The sequence below is a fragment of the Micromonospora sp. WMMD812 genome, from assembly GCF_027497215.1.
Classification (GTDB): domain Bacteria; phylum Actinomycetota; class Actinomycetes; order Mycobacteriales; family Micromonosporaceae; genus Micromonospora.
This window is the reverse complement of the sequence record NZ_CP114904.1, coordinates 1,935,303-1,954,304: the sequence shown is the minus strand read 5'-3', so window position 1 is coordinate 1,954,304 and position 19,002 is coordinate 1,935,303. Positions and strand designations below refer to the sequence as shown.

The 19,002-nt window shown below is 72.7% G+C and carries 16 protein-coding genes; 8 read left to right on the top strand and 8 right to left on the bottom strand.

The window, feature by feature from the left end; translation table 11 throughout:
- Window position 1 precedes the first annotated feature (1 nt).
- Genes O7603_RS08890 through O7603_RS08875 form a run of 4 tightly spaced genes read left to right on the top strand, consistent with a single transcriptional unit; the run spans window position 2 to window position 4,909 of the window.
- Window positions 2-940 carry a ribokinase gene (locus tag O7603_RS08890; RefSeq protein WP_281575214.1) on the top strand — a complete coding sequence of 313 codons (939 nt, stop codon included), beginning with the start codon at window positions 2-4 and terminating at the stop codon, window positions 938-940.
- Window positions 937-2,904, top strand: coding sequence for an SUMF1/EgtB/PvdO family nonheme iron enzyme (locus O7603_RS08885; protein WP_281575213.1), 1,968 nt, complete (start codon window positions 937-939; stop codon window positions 2,902-2,904). Before O7603_RS08890 ends, O7603_RS08885 begins: the two co-directional genes overlap by 4 nt.
- On the top strand, window positions 2,901-4,088 hold the full coding sequence (locus O7603_RS08880) for a CoA transferase (protein WP_281575212.1): 1,188 nt from the start codon (window positions 2,901-2,903) through the stop codon (window positions 4,086-4,088). The genes O7603_RS08885 and O7603_RS08880 overlap by 4 nt, the downstream gene beginning before the upstream one ends.
- Window positions 4,088-4,909 carry a CoA ester lyase gene (locus tag O7603_RS08875; RefSeq protein ID WP_281575211.1) on the top strand — a complete coding sequence of 274 codons (822 nt, stop codon included), beginning with the start codon at window positions 4,088-4,090 and terminating at the stop codon, window positions 4,907-4,909. Before O7603_RS08880 ends, O7603_RS08875 begins: the two co-directional genes overlap by 1 nt.
- Window positions 4,910-4,989: 80 nt before the next feature.
- Here O7603_RS08875 and O7603_RS08870 read toward each other — a convergent pair whose 3' ends face one another.
- The 3 genes from O7603_RS08870 to O7603_RS08860 all read right to left on the bottom strand — a co-directional run bounded on the left by O7603_RS08870 (window position 4,990) and on the right by O7603_RS08860 (window position 7,601).
- Complete coding sequence (locus O7603_RS08870; RefSeq protein ID WP_281575210.1) at window positions 4,990-5,667, bottom strand: DUF305 domain-containing protein; 678 nt, start codon at window positions 5,665-5,667, stop codon at window positions 4,990-4,992.
- A 76-nt stretch (window positions 5,668-5,743) separates the two neighbouring features.
- Window positions 5,744-6,637, bottom strand: coding sequence for a DUF1996 domain-containing protein (locus tag O7603_RS08865; protein WP_281575209.1), 894 nt, complete (start codon window positions 6,635-6,637; stop codon window positions 5,744-5,746).
- A 304-nt stretch (window positions 6,638-6,941) separates the two neighbouring features.
- Complete coding sequence (locus tag O7603_RS08860; RefSeq protein WP_281575208.1) at window positions 6,942-7,601, bottom strand: C39 family peptidase; 660 nt, start codon at window positions 7,599-7,601, stop codon at window positions 6,942-6,944.
- A gap of 1,119 nt (window positions 7,602-8,720) precedes the next feature.
- On the opposite strand from O7603_RS08860, the gene O7603_RS08855 reads away from it, so the two are divergent.
- Both O7603_RS08855 and O7603_RS08850 read left to right on the top strand, forming a co-directional pair.
- A complete protein-coding gene (locus O7603_RS08855; RefSeq protein ID WP_281575207.1) occupies window positions 8,721-10,559 on the top strand; it encodes a M28 family peptidase in 1,839 nt (612 codons plus the stop codon).
- 163 nt (window positions 10,560-10,722) lie between these two features.
- Complete coding sequence (locus O7603_RS08850) at window positions 10,723-11,226, top strand: hypothetical protein (protein ID WP_281575206.1); 504 nt, start codon at window positions 10,723-10,725, stop codon at window positions 11,224-11,226.
- A gap of 106 nt (window positions 11,227-11,332) precedes the next feature.
- Here O7603_RS08850 and O7603_RS08845 read toward each other — a convergent pair whose 3' ends face one another.
- The 3 genes from O7603_RS08845 to O7603_RS08835 all read right to left on the bottom strand — a co-directional run bounded on the left by O7603_RS08845 (window position 11,333) and on the right by O7603_RS08835 (window position 14,365).
- Window positions 11,333-12,958 carry an alkaline phosphatase D family protein gene (locus O7603_RS08845; protein WP_281575205.1) on the bottom strand — a complete coding sequence of 542 codons (1,626 nt, stop codon included), beginning with the start codon at window positions 12,956-12,958 and terminating at the stop codon, window positions 11,333-11,335.
- Between the two features lie 158 nt (window positions 12,959-13,116).
- The gene (locus O7603_RS08840; RefSeq protein WP_281575204.1) at window positions 13,117-13,815 is read right to left on the bottom strand and encodes an SDR family oxidoreductase; all 699 of its coding nucleotides are present in this window, start codon (window positions 13,813-13,815) and stop codon (window positions 13,117-13,119) included.
- A 64-nt stretch (window positions 13,816-13,879) separates the two neighbouring features.
- Window positions 13,880-14,365, bottom strand: a complete 486-nt coding sequence (locus O7603_RS08835) for a helix-turn-helix domain-containing protein (RefSeq protein ID WP_281575203.1) — start codon at window positions 14,363-14,365, stop codon at window positions 13,880-13,882.
- 162 nt (window positions 14,366-14,527) lie between these two features.
- Between O7603_RS08835 and htpG the strand changes: the two genes are divergently transcribed.
- A complete protein-coding gene (gene htpG / locus O7603_RS08830; RefSeq protein WP_281576643.1) occupies window positions 14,528-16,441 on the top strand; it encodes a molecular chaperone HtpG in 1,914 nt (637 codons plus the stop codon).
- Window positions 16,442-16,484: 43 nt separating this feature from the next.
- On the opposite strand, the gene O7603_RS08825 is transcribed toward htpG, so the two are convergent.
- Complete coding sequence (locus O7603_RS08825) at window positions 16,485-17,339, bottom strand: CPBP family intramembrane glutamic endopeptidase (protein WP_281575202.1); 855 nt, start codon at window positions 17,337-17,339, stop codon at window positions 16,485-16,487.
- A 127-nt stretch (window positions 17,340-17,466) separates the two neighbouring features.
- Here O7603_RS08825 and O7603_RS08820 point away from each other — a divergent pair, with 127 nt between their 5' ends.
- Entirely contained in the window at window positions 17,467-18,399 is a 933-nt protein-coding gene (locus O7603_RS08820) for a diacylglycerol kinase family protein (protein ID WP_281575201.1), read from the top strand.
- Window positions 18,400-18,505: 106 nt separating this feature from the next.
- Here O7603_RS08820 and O7603_RS08815 read toward each other — a convergent pair whose 3' ends face one another.
- On the bottom strand, window positions 18,506-18,940 hold the full coding sequence (locus O7603_RS08815; RefSeq protein WP_281575200.1) for a hypothetical protein: 435 nt from the start codon (window positions 18,938-18,940) through the stop codon (window positions 18,506-18,508).
- Between the last annotated feature and the right edge of the window lie 62 nt (window positions 18,941-19,002).

Sequence of the window (19,002 nt, the reverse complement as noted above, 5' to 3'; positions counted from 1 at the left end):
CTTGAGCGCACACGTGGTGGTGGTGGGCAGCACCAACCTGGACCTGGTGGTCACGGCCCCGCAGCTGCCCCGCCCCGGCGAGACGGTGCTCGGCGAGAACTTCCGCACCGTGCCCGGCGGCAAGGGCGCCAACCAGGCGGTCGCCGCCGCGCGGGCCGGCGCGGCCTGCGACTTCGTGGGCGCGGTCGGCGACGACGAGTTCGGCGCCCAGCTGCGGACGAGCCTGGTGGCGGCCGGGGTGGACGTCCGGGGACTGCGTACCGTCGCGGGCCCGTCCGGCGTCGCGCTGATCGCGGTCGACCGGGCCGCGGAGAACTTCATCGTGGTCGCGCCCGGCGCCAACGGGGAACTCACCGACCTCGACGCCGACGACCGCGCGACGATCGCCGGGGCCGACGTGCTGCTGCTCCAGCTCGAGGTGCCGCTGCCGACCGTGCTCCGGGCGGCCGACTGGGCCCGGGCCGCGGGCACCACCGTGGTGCTCAACGCGGCGCCCGCCGCGCCGCTGCCGGCGGAGCTGCTCGACCTGGTCGACGTGCTGGTGGTCAACGAACACGAGGCGGCGATCGTCGCCGGTGTCTTCTCCGACGAGCCGCCCGTGCTGCTCGACGCCCTGCTGGAGCTGGTGCCCCGGGTGGTGCTGACCCTGGGCGCCCGCGGCGCCGCGTACGCCGACCGCCGGGGCCTGCGGCTGGAGATCCCGGCCCCGCGCATCGACGCGGTGGACACCACCGCGGCGGGCGACGCGTTCACCGGCGCGTTCGCCGTCTCCTGGGCCGAGCGGGGCGGCGCCGTCAGCGAGGACAGTGTCGCGGCGAGCCTGCGCTGGGCCTGCGCCGCCGGCGCCGCCTGCGCCCTGCGCCCCGGCGCGTCCACCGCCCTGCCCGAGCGGGCCGCCATCGACGCCCTGCACGACGCGACCTACCGAGGTACCCCGTGAGCTTCAACCCGTACGTCCCCCGACCGATCGACCGGCCCACCGAGGTGCCGCTGGGCGGGCACGCCGACCTGTCCACGCTGGACGAGGCGAAGATCTTCGCCGCGCCGGCCGACCCCGCCGACTGGCCCGCCTGGCGGGAGCAGCTCACCCGCTGGCGCGCCGACGCACGGACCCGGATCGGCTACACCGGCCGGCACTACGACGAGATCACCGGCGACTGCTTCACCGTCTGCCTGGCCTGGCTGTGGGACGAGGCGCTCTACGACCACGAGCGCGGCGTGTTCACCGTCGACGAGTTCCTCGACGCCGCCGGGCGGGACTTCGGCGGCTTCGACGGGGTCGTGCTCTGGCACGCGTACCCGGTGATCGGGCTGGACGACCGCAACCAGTTCGACTGGTACCGGGACGTGCCCGAGCTGCCCGAGGTGGTGCGGGCGTTCCAGGAGCGCGGTGTGCGGGTGTTCGTCGACTACAACCCGTGGGACACCGGCACCCGGCGCGAGCCGGGCAGCGACGCCGAGGAGGTCGCCGCGCTGGCCGGCAAACTCGGCGTCGACGGGGTCTTCCTGGACACCCTCAAGGAGGGCGCCGGCGAGCTGCGGGCCGCGCTGGACGCCGTCCGGCCCGGGATGGTCCTCGAGGGCGAGAGCCGGGTGCCGCTGGCCCGGATCGCCGACCACGCGATGTCCTGGGCGCAGTGGTTCGCCGACTCCGAGGTGCCCGGCGTGCTGCGGGCCAAGTGGTTCGAGCGCCGGCACGTGCTGCACCACACCCGCCGCTGGCACCGCGACCACCTCGACGAGCTGCACTCCGCCTGGCTCAACGGCGTCGGCGTGCTGGTCTGGGAGAGCGTCTTCGGCGTCTGGGTCGGCTGGAACGAGCGGGACCGCGCGGTGCTGCGGGCGATGCGCCGGGTGCAGACCAGCCACGCCGCGTGGTTGCGCGCCGAGGACTGGGTCCCGCTCGCCGACCACCCCGGCGAGGGCCAGGTGTACGCGTCCCGCTGGACGCACGACGGCGAGCCGCTGTGGACGGTGGTGAACCGGGGCGACGACCACGACGGGGCCTGGCTGGTCACCGACGCGCGGGACGGCCGACGCTTCGTCGACCTGGTCACCGGCGCCGAGCTGACCGTCACCGACGCCGGCGACGGTCGGGTGACGGTGGGCGGGCCGCTGCCGGCCGGCGCCATCGCCGCCGTCGTCGTCACCGACACCGCGGTCGACCGGCACGAGCCGCCGACCGGCGACCCGTCGTTCCCGGCCCGCGCCGCGGCCCGCGTCCGCACCCCGTGGGCGCCCCGCACGGAGCTGCCCGCGGGCCTGGTGGCCGTCGACGCCGGCCGGCGCGACCTCGTCGTCCGGCACCGGGTGCGGGAGACCGGGCTGTACGGCGAGACGCCGTACGTCGACGAGTGGAAGCCGTTGCCGCCGCGGCTGCACCACACCGCCACGCTGCGGCGCAGCGTCCGGCTCGGCCGGTTCGCCATCGCCACCCACGAGGTCACCCACGGCGAGTACGCCGAGTTCCTGCGCGCCACCGGCTACCGTCCGGTGCGCCCCGAGCGGTTCACCGCCGGGCAGGGGCCCGCCGACGCCCCGGTCACCGGCGTGGAGCTGGCCGACGCGCGGGCGTACGCCGCGTGGGCCGGGCTGCGGCTGCCCACCGAGGACGAGTGGCAGGTGGCCGCCGAGGCGGGGCTGCTCGCCCGGCGGGAACCGCTGGTGTGGAACCTGACCGAGAGCGAGCACTCCGACGGGCGTACCCGCTTCGCCATCCTCAAGGGCGGCGCCGCGTACCGGGCCGAGGGCTCCGACTGGTACCTCGACGGCGGCCCCCAGCCGGCGGACGTGTCGGTGAAGCTGCTGCTGACCGGCGCCGGTCTCACCCGCTCCGACCAGGTCGGCTTCCGCTGTGCCGCCGATCTGCTGCCGGCGGCCGACCCGGCGGAGGGGCTCCGATGACCGCGCCCCTGGCCGGCGTCAAGGTGGTCGACCTGGCCACCCTCTTCGCCGGACCGCTCGCGGCGGCGTTCCTCGGGGACTTCGGCGCCGATGTGATCAAGGTGGAGCACCCGGTGAAGCCCGACCCGTCCCGCGGGCACGGTCCGGCGAAGGACGGGGTCGGGCTCTGGTGGAAGGTGCTCGGCCGCAACAAGCGGACCGTCACGCTGAACCTCTCCGACCCGGACGGCGCGGCGCTGCTGCGCCGGCTGCTCGCCGACGCCGACGTGCTGGTGGAGAACTTCCGCCCGGGCACGCTGGAGCGGTGGGGGCTCGGCCCGGCCGAGCTGCACGAGGTCAACCCGCGGCTGGTGATCGCCCGGATCAGCGGCTTCGGGCAGGTCGGCCCGTACGCCCGCCGGCCCGGCTTCGGCACGCTCGCCGAGGCCATGAGCGGCTTCGCCGCGGCGACCGGCGAACCGGACGGCCCGCCGACCCTGCCGCCGTTCGGGCTGGCCGACTCGGTCACCGCCCTCGCCGCCGCGTACGCGGTGATGCTGGCCCTGCGATCCCGCGACGCCACCGGCACGGGGCAGGTGGTCGACCTCGCCATCATCGAGCCGATCATGGCGATGCTCGGCCCGCAGATCACCTGGTACGACCAGCTCGGCTACATCCAGCCGCGGCTGGGCAACCGGTCCAACAACAACGCCCCGCGCAACACCTACCGGTGCGCTGACGGGCGCTGGGTGGCGGTGTCCACCAGCGCCCAGAGCATCGCCGAGCGGGTGCTGCGGCTGGTCGGCCGTCCGGAGCTCATCGAGGAGCCGTGGTTCGCCACCGGCAGCGGCCGGGCCGCGCACGCGGACGAGCTGGACGCGGCGGTGAGCGCCTGGGTGGCGCAGCGGGACCGGGACGAGGTGGTGGCCGCGTTCGAGGAGGCGCAGGCCGCCGTCGCACCGGTCTACGACGTGCGGGACATCCTCGCCGACCCGCAGTACGCGGCGCTCGGCACCGTACGCACCGTGCCCGACGAGGACCTGGGCGAGGTACGGATGCAGAACGTGCCGTTCCGGCTCTCCGGCACGCCCGGGGAGATCCGGCACGCCGGGCGGGGGCACGGCCAGGACACCGACGCCGTGTTCGGGGCGCTGGGGCTGACCGCCGAGGAGCTGACCACGCTGCGCGAGCGGGGCCTGGTCTGATGCTGCTCACCTGGCTCTACGTGCCCGGGGACCGGCCGGACCGGTTCGCCAAGGCGGTCGCGTCCGGCGCCGACGCGGTCATCCTCGACCTGGAGGACGCGGTGGTCGCGGGGCGCAAGGCGTACGCCCGCGAGGCGGTGGCCGAGTTCCTCGGCGAGGCGCACCCGGTGCCGGTGCAGGTGCGGGTCAACGAGCTGACCGGGCCGGACGTCGAGGCGGACCAGACCGCCGTGGCCGGTCGGCCCGGGCTGGCCGGGCTGCGGCTGCCGAAGGTGGAGTCGGCCGCGACGGTGGCCGCGCTCGCCGCCCGGGTCGACACGCCACTGCACCCGCTGGTCGAGTCGGCGCTCGGGCTGGAGTCCGCGTACGCCATCGCGTCCGCCCACCCGTCAGTGGCCTCGATCGGGCTCGGTGAGGCCGACCTCCGCTCGGATCTCGGCGTGAGCGACGACGACGGTCTGCTCTGGGCGCGCGGGCGCGTGGTGGTCGCGGCCCGCGCGGCGGGCCTCGCCCCGCCGGCGATGTCGGTGTACGCCGACGTCGCCGACGCCGACGGTCTGGCCGCCTCCTGCGCCGTGGGCCGGCGGCTCGGTTTCCTCGGCCGGACGGCGATCCACCCGCGTCAACTGCCGGTGATCGTCGAGGCCTTCCGCCCGGCCGCGCGCGAGGTGGATCGGGCCGCGGAGCTGCTGGCCGCGGTCGCCGAGGCGGAGCGGCGGGACTCGGGGACGGTGGTCCTGCCGGACGGGCGCTTCGCCGACCGGGCGATGGTCGCCGCTGCCCGGCGCGTCGTCGACCTGGCCGCCCGCTACGGCGCCTGACGAGCGCCGCGATGCTGCTCGCCTGCCCGGGGCGGACGATCCGGCGCCGCTCGGTGCTGGTCGCCGCGGTGCCGGCCGTGCTACCGCGCCGAGGTGGTGCCCGGTGGCCGGTCGAGCTGGTCCAGGCGAGCGAGTTCGGCGGTGCCGTCGCGGACCACGGTGGCGGCGAGCGCCTTGGTCGCCGGATTGGCGCCGGCCTGCTGCTCGGCGCGGGCGATGCGGACGGCCTGGGTCAGGTGCGCGCGCAGGTGCGCCGCGACCAGCCGGTGGAACCGCGGGCCGGTCGTGTCCCGCAGCGTGGTCAACTCCTCGGCGGTGACCATGCCCGGCATGTCGTGGCCCTCGTGCGGGTTGGTCTCCGGCGCGCCGGACTCGGCCAGCAGCCGGCGGGAACGGACCAGGTCCGCGCCGCAGGCGTCATCGACGCGAGCGGCCAGCCGTCGCCAGGCCGGGTCGGTCGTCCGGTCCGGCACCAGGTCCAGCACCGGCTGAAGCCGCTCGCTCATCGCCACGGTCAGCTGGAGCCAGGCGACGTCGGTGGCGCTGAACGTTCCGCCGGTCGTACCGCCGTCGGGTGCGCCGGCCGGCGCGGCGCTGGTGCCCGCGGACGCGCTGGGGCCCGTGGCGCCGGGGTTCGCCGCGCTGCTGGGGCTCGCCGCGCTGCTGGCGGTGGAGGTCGGCCCCGCGTCGGCCGCGCAGCCCGCGACGAGCAGCGTCGCGGCGAGCACGATCGACGGTACGACGATCACGGCACGCACCCTGGCCTCCTCTCCGCCCCGGAGGGAGCGGGCCCCGTGCCATCGGGCCCGCTCCCCGGGGGACGGGACGGTCGGATCAGATCGGTCGGCCGTCGTGTCCGCACTTGATGACCGGGCGGATGCAGTCGTTGACCCGGCGGGCCATCTCCGCCGTCGGCCACGCGTTGAAGAAGTCGCCGTGCATCGTGTAGCCCGGGCCGGAGGCCAGCCGGAACTGTGCCGGGTTGCCGCTGACCGGGTAGCGCAGCACCTGGCGCAGCTTCGGCACGTGCACCGGGTGGGTCGACGGGCAGGCCTGGTTCACCGGGTACGCCATGTGGCTCTTGTGATCCGGCGAGTCCAGGTCGCGGCCGTTCCAGCACTGCGGGAAGTCCAGGTACGACTCCAGCATCGTGCCGGCGGGGCAGTTGACGAAGTCCTTCGACGGCGGCACGTGCCCGGCGTGCAGGCAAGACCAGCGGGCGATGCTGTCGTTCGGCCCTGTTGCCCGGGCGTTGCCGGCGACGATCCGTAGGCCCTGCGGGATCGGTTGGGTGTTCGCGACGACGTCGGCGCGTACGCCCTCGCCCAGGTAGTAGAACGTGGCGATCGCCGGCTCCACCGGCACGTTGTTGTTGTAGAGCGTCGGCACCCAGTACGACGAGACGTCCACCCGCGGGTTGCAGGTGGTCGGCGAGCGCACCAGGTCGGGGAGGGTGGTGTGGGCGTTCGTGACCGTGGCCCCGAAGAAGCTGTGCATGTGCGAGGCGCCGGGCAGGCCGGGGTAGATGATCGGGTCGTCCGGCAGGCGGTGGCTGTACGTGCAGTCCGCGGGGAACTCGGCGACCCGGATGACGTTGACGCTCAGGTCGGCCTCGGCGCGCGCCGTGGTGGACACGAGGTAGGTGCCGAGGAGCGCCAGCATGGCGCCGATCGCCGTGGCGAGGCGGAACCGGTGGCGGATGCCGGATAGGGGTGCGGCCCTGTCCATCTCATGACTCCTGTCGAGGGTGGGTCAGGGACGGTCCGGCGCCGCCGCCGAAGGCATCGGAGTTCCCTGGCCAGTCCGGTGTGGTGGTGGTGTGCTGTGCCGGGGTGTGCGAGAGAGCGCTCTCACGTCCAGCCTCAGCCTGACGTCGACGATTGTCAATACGTGTCCGGTTGGTGAAATTCTCGCTGAGCGAAAGGCCAAGGGCCGGCCCTGGGTGGGGTCGGCCCTTGGGTGGTGTGTGGATGGACGCTGAAGGGCCGGCCCCTTGTGGGGGCCGGCCCTTCGGTCCGTGTGGCTGCTCCGGTCAGTTGGTGGAGTAGCCGCGGGTGGCGATCCAGTCGGCGAGGTGGTCGACGCTGATGCGGTAGGAGGCCATGTTCGGGTCGGCGCTGTCGGCGATGGTGACGGTGTTGCCGCCGTCGCGGTAGCCGATGACGCTGATGTAGTGGCCGCCCTCGAAGGAGTGGGTGTTGCCGTCGGTGTCGGTGGTGGTGCCGGCGATGTTGGCGACCACGGCGCGGCCGTCGTCGACGGTGCGGACGATGTCGTCGCGCAGCTTGTCGGTCTGCTTGTCGTCGGCCTTGGTGCTGCTGATCTCGACGCTGTGGTAGGCGTTGTTACCGGTTTCCTTGTTCAGGACCGGGGTGATGTCGTTGATGCTGTTGGTGCCGGCTTCGGTGGTGCCCATTTCCTTGGCCATGGCGTCGACGTCGATGTTCTTGCCCTGGACGGACAGGGCGTTGCGGGTGGCGGCGGGGCCGCAGTAGTAGAAGTTCGGCTGGGCCTCGTAGCGGACGTTGAGTTCACGCTCGCCGTTGTGGTTCTTGCGGTCGGTCTGGACCTGGGCCGCGGCGGGCTTGGCGTCGGCGGCGTGGGCGGCGATGGCGGGGCCGGCGATGCCGCCGGTGGCGGCGGCGAACCCGACGGCGGTCAGGGCGGTCTTGCGGATCAGATCGGTACGCATGATGTGTGCCTCTCTGTTCGGGGGTGCCCGGCACATACCGCCGGGGGGCGGGTGTGTGCCGAAGATTGGGGGGTGGAGGTGCGCCTGGCGGCGGGGCCTGCTCGGGCGTCTCCGGGGGATGTCAACGACCCGGGGCGGCCGATCATTCCGGCCGGGGTGCTTCTCCCGGGGGCCGGCGGCCGGGGGGCCGCGCGGCATGTCATGTTCAACGTCCCGGGCCCGGGCATGATTCCGCCACCGGGGTGGCCCCGGCCACGCCACACCCGACCCCAAACCCGGACACCGCACCCACCCGGCCACCCCGAGAACCGGACAGCCCGCCCATCCGCGCCCACCCGCCCCGGCCGGTGATCAAGAGCTTTGCGTCGCCCGAGCCGGGCTTGCTGACGCGAACCTCTTGATCAACAGACCAGCCAACCCCCGCCCCGCGTGGCTGCGACACCGCAGTGCTCGCTGGGTGCCGGGTGTCCTGCGTGCGTCCGGTGCCCGTGCCCGCGGGGAGGAGCCTGGGTCCTTTAGAGCTGCGTCGTTTACGACATCGGGGCCTGATCCTCCACGGCCTGAGTCGTTTACGACATCAGCTCTAAAGGCTCGGGAGCACGACGGTCCTGCCCTGCGCACGACCCGGAACCGGCCCACCGCCCTGGCGGTCTCGTTCCGGATGGATGGCTGCGACAGCCGTGGTTGTCGCGGCACGACTGAGTCATTCTCGACATCAGCTCCAAAGCGTGGCGGCACCGCACTCCCGCTGGACCCGGCCCCGGCGACCGCCGGTCCCGGGCTGCGCGCGAGCCCCTTGCGAGGTATGGGCGACGTCCTCGTGCATCACCGCCGCCCCCAAACCCCGCTGGCGCTCGGCCCCGCTCGCCTACCCTTCGCCCGGTCCGGTCGACCAGCCCGCCGGCCCCAGCCCGCCGGCCCCAGCCCGCCGGCCCCAGCCCGCCGGCCCCGCCCCGCCGTTGGCTCCTGATCTGCCTGGGCGCGCCCGGTTGGCGCACCAGGCACATTCGGCGTCACCGGTCGTCGGCGCCGAACCGGCGGCGGTTCCGGACGAACGGCCGCTGTCGCATGGCATCGACATGTGTCATTGTCTAGCTCCCTCCGACCCGAGGAGTCTCCATGAGACGCGGAACGTTGCGCGTGCGGATCGCGCTCGTCGTGTCCACCGGGCTGGCGGTGACGCTGGCCGCCCACCCGGCAACGGCGTCCCTGTCCGCGGGCCCCGCCGGTGGGCGGCCGATCGCCGCCGCCCCGGCCCAGCCGCTCGCCCCGGCCCAACCGCTCGCCGCGGCGGGACAGGCCCCGGCGGCACTGCTCGCCCCGGCCGGGCCGGTCGTGGCACTGGCGGCGCCGGACATCGCTGTGGCCAACGTGCAGGCGCACCTGACCCAGTTCGGCAGCATCGCGAGCAGCAACGGCGGCCATCGCCGGGCGGGCTCCGCCGGCTACACCGCCTCGGTGAACTACGTGAAGACTCGGCTGCAGGCCGCCGGCTACACCGTCTCCGAGCAGTACTGTTCGTCGTGTACGTACCCGTCGAACAACCTGATCGCCGAGTGGCCGGGCGGCCCGGCCGACCAGGTGGTCATGTTCGGGGCGCACCTGGACGGCGTCTCGGCCGGCCCGGGCATCAACGACAACGCCACCGGCTCGGCCACGCTGCTGGAGAACGCGCTGGTGCTCGCCCAGCAGAACCCGACGATGACCAAGCGGGTCCGGTTCGCCTGGTGGACGGACGAGGAGCAGGGTCTCAACGGTTCGAGGTTCTACGTCAACTCGCTGAGCGCCACGCAGCGGGGCTACATCAAGGGCTACTACAACTTCGACATGGTCGGGTCGACCAACGGCGGCTACTTCATCAACCGGATCACGTCGACCACGGCTGGGCCGCTGAAGGCGTACTGGGACTCGCTGGGCCTTCAGCCGGAGGAGAACGTCGAGGGGCAGGGTCGCTCCGACGACTACTCGTTCCAGCAGGCCGGCATTCCCACGTCCGGGTACGCCGCCGGCGCCGGCGCCCGCAAGACGAGCGCCCAGGCGGCCAAGTGGGGCGGCACCGCCAACTCGGCCTACGACCCGTGCTACCACCGCTCCTGCGACACCACCGGCAACGTCAGCGCGACCGTGCTGAACCGGGCCGCGGACGGCGTCGCGTACGCCATCTGGCAGCTCGCGGTCAGCACCGGCGTTCCGGGCGACGACTTCTCCGTCGCGGTGAGCCCCACGTCGGGCAGTGTCGCGCGGGGCGCCTCCCGTACGGCGACCGTCAGCACCGCCACCACCGCGGGGTCGGCGCAGACGGTGCTGTTGTCCGCGTCGGGGATGCCCAGCGGGGTGACCGTCGCGTTCAGCCCGTCGTCGGTGACGTCGGGCGGGTCGGCGACGATGACCGTGACGGCGTCGGCGACGGCCGCGACCGGGACGTTCACCATCACGGTGACCGGCACCGGCTCGGTGACCCGGGCCGCCACCTACACGCTCACCGTGACCGGCGCCGGGAGCTGCGCCGGTGGCCAACTGATCGGCAACGGCGGCTTCGAGAACGGCGCCAGCCCGTGGACCGCCACCTCCGGCGTGATCACCAACTCGGCCAGCCAGCCGGCCCGGACCGGCTCGTACAAGGCCTGGCTGGACGGGTACGGGCGCTCCCGTACCGACACCCTGAGCCAGTCGGTGACGCTGCCGGCGGGCTGCACCGCCTCGACGCTGTCGTTCTGGCTGCACATCGACACCGCCGAGACCACCACGTCGACCGCGTACGACCGGCTGACCGTGCGGCTCGGCACCGCCACGCTGGCGACCTGGTCCAACCTGAACGCCGCCGCCGGCTACGTCCAACGGACGCTGAACGTCGGGGCGTACGCGGGCCAGACGTTGACTCTGACGTTCACCGGCACTGAGGACGCGTCACTCCAGACCAGCTTCGTGGTCGACGACGTGACGCTCCAGGCGAGCTGACCGGGTGGCGGCCGGCCCGGGTCGGAGTGGGGGAGTCAGACACTCCCGCACGGCGAACCGTGGCCGGCCGCCATCTAGTCACATGCATCTATCTCTGGTAGAAATCCTGCAAGGCCGGCCCCCTCTTTCGCAAAATTCCGACCCCTGAGCGAACGGGAGAGCCATGTCGTCCACCCGAACCACCCTGCGCCGCCGCGTGCTCACGCTGGTGGTGGCCACGCTCGCCGCGCTCGGCGCGGCGCTGGGGCTCGCCAGCCCGGCCTTCGCCATCACCCACTCCAGCGCCACCTCGCAACTGCGCGCGGCCAACATCTCATGGACATCGAGCGGCAACTGCAGCGACCGGAACAACCCGACCTGCACGTCGTTCGCCGGCATCCGGCAGGCGACCATCGACGGCATCATCACGTTCAAGCGGGCCAGCGGCTGTGCCGTCACCATCACCGCGGGCACCGAGACCGGCCACGCCGGCGGCACCTACAGCCACTGGAACGGCTACAAGGTCGACATCGCCCTGAGCACGTGCATCCAGAACTACATCTCGTCGCACTACACCTACCTGGGCTACATCTCCGGCTGGGGCTACCAGTACCGGGCGGCCTCCGGAAACCTCTACACCAAGGAGGGCAGCCACTGGGACATCCTCTACTACACCTGCGGCTGCTGATGCCGGTCGCGAGCGCCCGCGGGAGCTGACCGGGTGACGCGAAGGGCCGCCGCCGGACGTCTCCGGCGGCGGCCCTGCCCGGTCCCGTACCCGTTCGCGTTCGGTCTCAGGCGACGTGGACGCGGGAGGAGCCGTCCTCCACCACGAATCGCCGTAGTGAGTAGACCGGGTCGTCCGGCCGGCTGACCCGATCCACCGCCCGGTAGTCCAGCAGCAGCCGCTGCGAGGTCAGCTCCGCGGTGACGTAGCCGCAGTGGAGGTCGGCCCACTTCATCTGGGGGTTGACGGCCGTCCGGATCTGTCGGGCCTCGTTCGCCTGGGGGTTGAAGTCCTGGGCGCTGGTGATGGAGAGACTGGTGAACTCGGTCCCCAACGGCTCCGAGGTGGGATCGTCGAGGTTGGAGGGCAACTCCGACACGTAGCCGCAGTGCACATCCCCGGTGAGCACCACGAAATTCCGGAGCGCCCCGGACCGCCGGGCCCCGGCCACGGCGTCGAACACCCGCTTCTGTGACGCCTGGTAGCCGTCCCAGTTGCCTGCTGAATAGGTGGCCGGCCGCGGCTCCGTCGTGTTGACGGTGTTGACCAGGGCCATCAGCACGCCCTGCGGAACCAGGTTCCAGCGTGCACGGGAGGTCGCCAGGCCGCGCGCGAACCACCGCTCCTGCTCCCCGCCGAGCATGCTGCGCGCCGGATCCCGTCGGGCGGGAGAGTCGGGAATCGTGGCGGGCGTCAGTTCCGGCGACCGGTACTGCCGTGCGTCCAGCATGTCGAATTGGGCGAGGCCGCCGTACCCCAGACGCCGGTAGAGCCGCGCCTCGGGGCCCCGCGGCAGCTGCGGCCGGCGCAGCGGCATGTGTTCCCAGTACGCGCGGTAGGCCGCCGCTTGCCGCAGGAGTTGCTCCTCGGTGGTCGCCTCGTAGTCGTTGTAGACCTCGTGGTCATCCCACATCGCTGCCCACGGCGCGACCTGATGCGCCTGGATCAGCTCGGGCTGGCTCTTGTAGAGCGCGTACCGCAACCGGTACTGCTCCAGCGTCGTGGTCTCCGGAACAACCTCACCGGGCAGGTCTGTGGGCAGCTGCCTGCCCTGGGCGAGCTGGAGCACGGGGTACTCGTAGATGTAGTCGCCGAGGAAGAAGACGACGTCGAGGTCCTGGGCGGCCATGTCGGTCATGGTCTGGAAGTAGCCCGCCCGGTAGTTCATGCAGGACGCGAAGGCGAACCGCAGCGGCGTCATCGCACCCGGAGCCGGGGCCGTTCTGGTCCGGGCCGGCTCGCTGACGTGCCCTCCACAGGAGAAGCGGTACCAGTAGTCGGTGCCGGCGCGCAGGCCACGGACGTCGACGTGCACGGAAAAGGCGTACTCCGGCGTGGCCTGCGCGACGCCGGAGCGCACCACCCGGGAGAACCTCTGGTCCGTGGCCACCTGCCACGCCACCGGGACCGGACGGAGTGCGGTCATACCGCCTGCGGGCGCGAGCGGCTGCGGTGCCAACCGGGTCCAGAGGACGACCGAGTCCGGCAACGGGTCTCCGGACGCCACCCCGAGGGTGAACGGGTAGTCCAGCTTCTTCGGGCCGGGGGACGGCGGGCCGGCGTGGGCCGGTTGCTGCACGGCGAATGCCACCGCCGCGGCTCCGCCTCCGACCGCCAGCAGGAAGCGCCGACGGTCGAATGGGTCCAGTCGGCTCAGGGAGGGTACGTCCTTCGATCCGGTTCTGTTGACCATCCGGTCACGATAGGGGCGGTGGCACGGGTGCGCCGCGACAGCCATCGGAACGGATCATGAAAGTTGCCGGTCGTCCTGACCTACGAAACAGACTGCTCGCAAGTCAGGACGACCGGGTCGCGTCACCCGCCGGAGTGATCGATTCGCGATGCCGTCGGTCAGGGCAGGTTCGGGTAGAGGGCAGCCACCCCGCCGGCGAGCCCGGCCTGGACCTTCCGGCTGAGGTCGTCGGCGAGGATCTCGTACGCGTCGGCCTCGATGCCGTCGATCGCGATCCGGGCGATGTCGGCCGGGTCGGACTTCGGCGCGGTGAACTGCGCGGCCAGGTCGGTGTCCATGAACCCGACGTGCAGGCCCGCCAGGCGGATGTTCCGCTCGGCGAGCGGGCCGCGCAGCGCGTTGGTCAGGCCCCACTGCGCCGACTTCGCGGCGCTGTACCCGCCGAGCTGCGGCAGGGTCACCCAGGACACCACGGAGAGGACGTTGAGGATTGAGCCGCCGCCGTTTCCGGCGATGACCGGCGCGAACGCCCGGACCATCGACAGGGTGCCGAAGTAGTGGCTCTCGATGTCCTGCCGGACCTCGTCGAGATCGCCGTCGAGCAGGTCGGCGCCGCCGGCGGAGCCGGCGTTGTTGACCAGGATGGTGACGTCGCCGGCCAGTTCGGCGGCCGCGGCGATCGAGGCGGGGTCGGTGATGTCCAGCCGGACCGGCCGCACGCCGGGCAGGTCGACGGTGTCCGGGTTACGGGCGGCGGCGTAGACGGTGGCGCCACGGGTGGCCAGTTCGGCGGCGAGACGCCGGCCGAAGCCGCGGTTGGCTCCGGTGACGAGGGCGGTGCGTCCGGCGATCTTCATCGGTGTGCTCCTGGTGCTCGAAGGGTGAAAGGTGGCGAAAGGGTCAGACGGAGGGGTGGGACGTTCAGTCGCGGTCCCGGCGGAGCGCGCCGGGTCCCGGGTGTATGTCGGTGTCGCCGGGTTCGACGTCGTGCCCGGCGGCGCAGCGCAGCACGGCGTGCACCTCCGCGCCGCAGTCGTGGTGCTCGACCCGCACGGACGGGCCGGCGGCGTCGGCCGCCCAGGCGTCGCCCCACTGCCGCAGCGCGGTCAGTACGGGCATCAGCTGGGCGCCCTTGTCGGTCAGCACGTACTCGTCCCGGGTGCGCTGGCCGGGCGCCCGGTAGGGCCGCCGCTCCAGCAGCCCGTCGGCGACGAGCTGCTTGAGTCGGGCCGCGGCGACCGGCTCGCTGATGCCCACCCGGGCGGCGAAGTCGTCGAACCGCCGGGTGCCCATCGACGCCTCGCGCAGCAGCAGGAGCGTCGAGCGGTTGCCGACCACGTCGATTGCCCGGGCGATCGAGCAGTTGGTCGTCAGCCAGGCGTCTCGCTCGGCGAGGAAGTCCGTCATGGTTACGACGCTACCCAGCTGGCTTAGGGAAAGCAAAGTCAGCTAGGTCACGGACCCGGCCACCGCCAGCGGGAATATCCGAGCCGGACGCCGCCACCGGCCGCCGGAGTGACGACTCGTATCCTGTGCGCGAACCCCCACGTGACGGAGAAGGGAGACGGTGTGGGCAACCGGGTCGAGACGTTGGAGTTCCAGGCCGAGGCGCGTCAGCTGCTCCAGCTGATGGTCCACTCGATCTACTCGAACAAGGACGTCTTCCTCCGCGAGCTGATCTCGAACGCGTCGGACGCGCTGGACAAGCTGCGGCTGGCGTCCCTGGTCGACAAGGACCTCGACGTCGACGCGTCCGACCTGCACATCGAGATCGAGGTGGATCGGGACGCGCGCACCCTGACCGTTCGCGACAACGGCATCGGGATGACCCGCGACGAGGTGGTCTCGGTCATCGGCACCATCGCCAAGTCGGGGACGGCCGAGCTGCTGCGGACACTGCGCGAGTCCTCCGACGCCGCCGCGTCGCAGGAGCTGATCGGACAGTTCGGCGTCGGCTTCTACGCGGCGTTCATGGTCGCCGACCGGGTGGAGCTGCTGACCCGCAAGGCGGGCGAGGAGGACGGCACCCGCTGGGCCTCCACCGGCGAGGGCACCTACTCGGTCGAGACGGTCGAGGACGCCCCCCAGGGCACCGCGGTCACCCTGCACCTCAAGCCGGCCGACGCCGAGGACAACCTGCACGACTACACCGCCGAATGGACGATCCGGGAGATCGTCAAGCGCTACTCCGACTTCATCGCCTGGCCGATCCGGATGACCGTCGAGCGCACCGGCGAGGACGGCGCCACCACCCGCGAGGCACAGACGCTCAACTCGATGAAGGCGCTCTGGGCGCGTTCGCGCGACGAGGTCGACGAGGCCGAGTACCACGAGTTCTACAAGCACGTCAGCCACGACTGGGCCGATCCGCTGGAGATCGTGCACATGCGGGGCGAGGGCACCTTCGAGTACGAGGCGCTGCTCTTCATCCCGTCGCACGCGCCGTTGGACCTCTTCGCGCCGCAGGGCCGCCGCGGCGTCCAGCTGTACGTCAAGCGGGTGTTCATCATGGACGACTGCGAGGCGTTGATGCCCGGCTACCTGCGCTTCGTCAAGGGCGTGGTGGACGCGCACGACCTGTCGCTGAACATCTCCCGGGAGATCCTCCAGCAGGACCGGCAGATCCAGGTCGTCCGGCGGCGCCTGGTGAAGAAGATCCTCGCCACCGTCAAGGACCTGAAGGCCAACCACGCCGAGCGGTACCGGACCTTCTGGACCGAGTTCGGCGCGGTGGTCAAGGAGGGCCTGATCGACGACACCGAGAACCGGGACACCCTCCTGGAGCTGGTGAGCGTCGCCTCCACGCACGACCCGGCCGAGCAGACCGACCTGCGCGGCTACGTCGAGCGGATGAAGGACGGCCAGAGCGACATCTGGTACGTCACCGGCGAGTCCCGGGCCATGCTGGAGAACTCGCCGCACATGGAGGCGTTCCGCGCCAAGGGCCACGAGGTGCTGCTGCTCACCGACCCGGTCGACGAGGTATGGGTCGAGCGGGTCGGCGAGTACGACGGCAAGCCGCTGCGCTCGATCGCCAAGGGCCAGGTCGACCTGGACACCGACGACGAGCGCAAGGAGGCCGAGGCCGAGCGTGAGCAGCAACGCCAGGACTTCGCCGAGCTGCTGACGTGGATGGGCGGCGCGCTGACCGACAGCGTGAAGGAGGTCCGGCTGTCGTCGCGGCTGACCACGTCTCCGGCCTGCGTCGTCGGTGACGCCCACGACCTCACCCCGACGCTGGAGAAGATGTACCGAGCGATGGGGCACGAGGTGCCCTCGGTGAAGCGGATCCTGGAGCTGAACCCCGGCCACCCGCTGGTGGCCGGGCTGCGCAAGGCGCACGAGCAGGGCGGCGACCAGGCCGAGCTGCGGGACACCGCCGAGCTGCTGTACGGGATGGCGTTGCTCGCCGAGGGCGGCGAGCTGGCCGACCCGTCCCGGTTCACCCGCATCCTGGCCGACCGGCTCGCCCGAAGCCTGTAAGGAACGACCGGTGGGGGACGCGCCGCGCCGCGTCCCCCACCGCTCACGGTGACGGCACCGCTCCGGACGTGGGCAGCCACGCCGGCCGGCTGCGCAGCAGGCGTGCCACGAGCGGTAGGCCGAGGCCGAACGGCACGAGACCGTACGCGACGACCTCGAGTACGCCGAGCCCGGTCACCGAGAAGGCCGGCACCTGCGTGCCACCGAGAAGCTGTGCCACGGTCTGGAAGGCCACGTGCAGGCCCACCCCGGCCCAGATGGTGCCGGTGAGCAACCGCAGGTATCCGAGGCCGATCCCGAAGCCGAGGAAGATGAGCAGCCGCGTCGGGTCCTGGACCGCCCCGATCAGCACCCCGCAGGTGGCGAACAGTGCGGCCTGCGTCAGGACGGTCGCCCACGGCCCCAGCCGCTCGGAGAGGTTGGCGAACAGGTAGCCGCGGAAGGCGAACTCCTCTGGTAGCGCCTCGAGCAGGAGCACGAGGAGCGCCTGCGTGGCCACCAGCGGCAGGAGTTCGGCAGGGGAGAAGACCAGATCGACCCGTACCCAGCCGATCGCGACGCAGCCGGCGATCGCCAGCACCGCCGGCAGCAACCACGCGGCGGCCCCGACGACCGCCATACGCCCCGCCCCCCGTCCGGTGACCCCCCGCGCCGCGAGCGGGCGGCGGTCCAGCCACCGGCAGGCCAGCACGACGATGGCGCCGACCACGAGGGTGGTCAGCAGGGCCTGGACCGCGTGCGCCCCGCGGTGGTACTCGTCCGGCGCGACTCCGAAGGGGGAGCGGGCCAACGATGGGATGGCGATCAGCGCGGCGGTGACGGCCACGAACACCAGACCGGCGCGCCACGGCATGGCGACACGGGGCGGACGGCGCCGGGCCGGTGCGGGCAGCGTCATGGTGATCTCCGTTTCCGGGCGGCAGCCCTCCTGGCGGCGTGGAAGCGGTCTCCCTCAGTGTGGGAGGCGCTGTCACCCGCCGCCGCGCCGCGCTTGGCGGCGACGTGGACTGGGTAACGCCGTGGCCATGACCACGAGCAACGCTTGGCCCGTCACGTCCCCGACCGCCGTCGGGCTCGGCACGGTCGCGGTTGTCGCGCACCGCCGCAAGAGCCTCGGCGGTGGCCTCGACGAGCTGCGGACCACCCTCGCCGCCGCCGGCGTCGACGACCCGCTCTGGTACGAGGTGCCGAAGAGCCGCAAGGCGCCGAAGAAGGTCCGCGCGGCGCTGAAGAAGGGCGCGGAGCTGGTCTTCGTCTGGGGCGGGGACGGCATGGTGCAGCGCTGCGCCGACACGCTCGCCGGGTCGGGGACGCCCATGGCGATCCTGCCGGCCGGCACCGCGAACCTCTTCGCCGCCAACCTCGACATTCCGGAGGACCTGGCGGAGGCGGTGCGGATCGGCCTGCACGGCCGGCGACGGCGGCTCGACCTGGGCCGGATCAACGGCGAGCACTTCGCGGTGATGGCCGGCGCCGGGTTCGACGGCGACCTGATCCGCGAGGCGGACCGGGATCTCAAGGGGCGGCTCGGCCGGCTGGCGTACGTCTGGACCGGGCTGCGGCACGTCCGTGGCGAGCTGGTGCACACGCGGATCCGGGTGGACGGGACGACCTGGTTCGACGGCGACGCGAGCTGCGTGCTGTTCGGCAACGTCGGCACGATCACCGGCGGCATCCCCGCGTTCGACGACGCACGTCCGGACGACGGCTGCCTGGAGGTGGGGGTGTCGACCGCGAGCGGGGCGATCGACTGGGCCCGCACGCTGGGCCGGATGGCTGCCGGGCGGTCCGAGGACTCGCCGTTCGTCCAGATCGTCCGGGCCCGCAGGGTGAAGGTCCGCTTCGCCGCCCCGCGGACGTACGAACTGGACGGTGGCGCGCGCGGCGCGATCCGCAAGCTCAAGGTCCGCTCGGTGCCGGGGGCGCTCACGGTGTGCTGCCCCGAGCCGCGCGCCTGACGTCGTCGATCCTCGCCGTCGCGCACACCGTCCGTACCCGGCACCGCCGGTCCGCGCGCGTTACCCGCGGCGAACCTGCCCCGGTCTGGGCGAGGTGTGCGGTCCGTCAGGCCTTGCGGGGCGTACGTCGGTTGCCGAACGACTCCATGGTGGTGGCCTTCTTCGCCGGCGCCCGGGTGGCGGACGTGGTGCGGGCCCGGGTGGGCGCGGCCTTCTTGGCGGCCGCCTTCTTCGTCGCGGCCCTCGTCGCTGTGGCCTTCTTCGGCGGGGCGTTCTTCGCCGTGGCCGCCTTCGCCGTCGGCTTGCGGGTGGGCGTGGCGGTGGTCGCGGCGGTGTCCTTCTTCCGGGCGACGCGGGCCGTGGTCGCCGTGGGTTTCCCGCCGGGGGTCTTGGCCGCGCTCGCGCCGGTGGCCCGCTTGGTGGCCGCGGCGACCTTCTTCGCGGCGGCCTTCCGGCTCATCGGGGCCTTCTTGGCCCCGGTGGCCTTCCGGGCCCCGGTCGGTCGGCTGCCCGCCGGTACGGAACTCCTGCCTGCGGTCATCCTGGCTCCTCCTCGGGTCTGCCTCGGCATCGCCGGTGCTGCCGGACGCCGGGCGCGGCGGG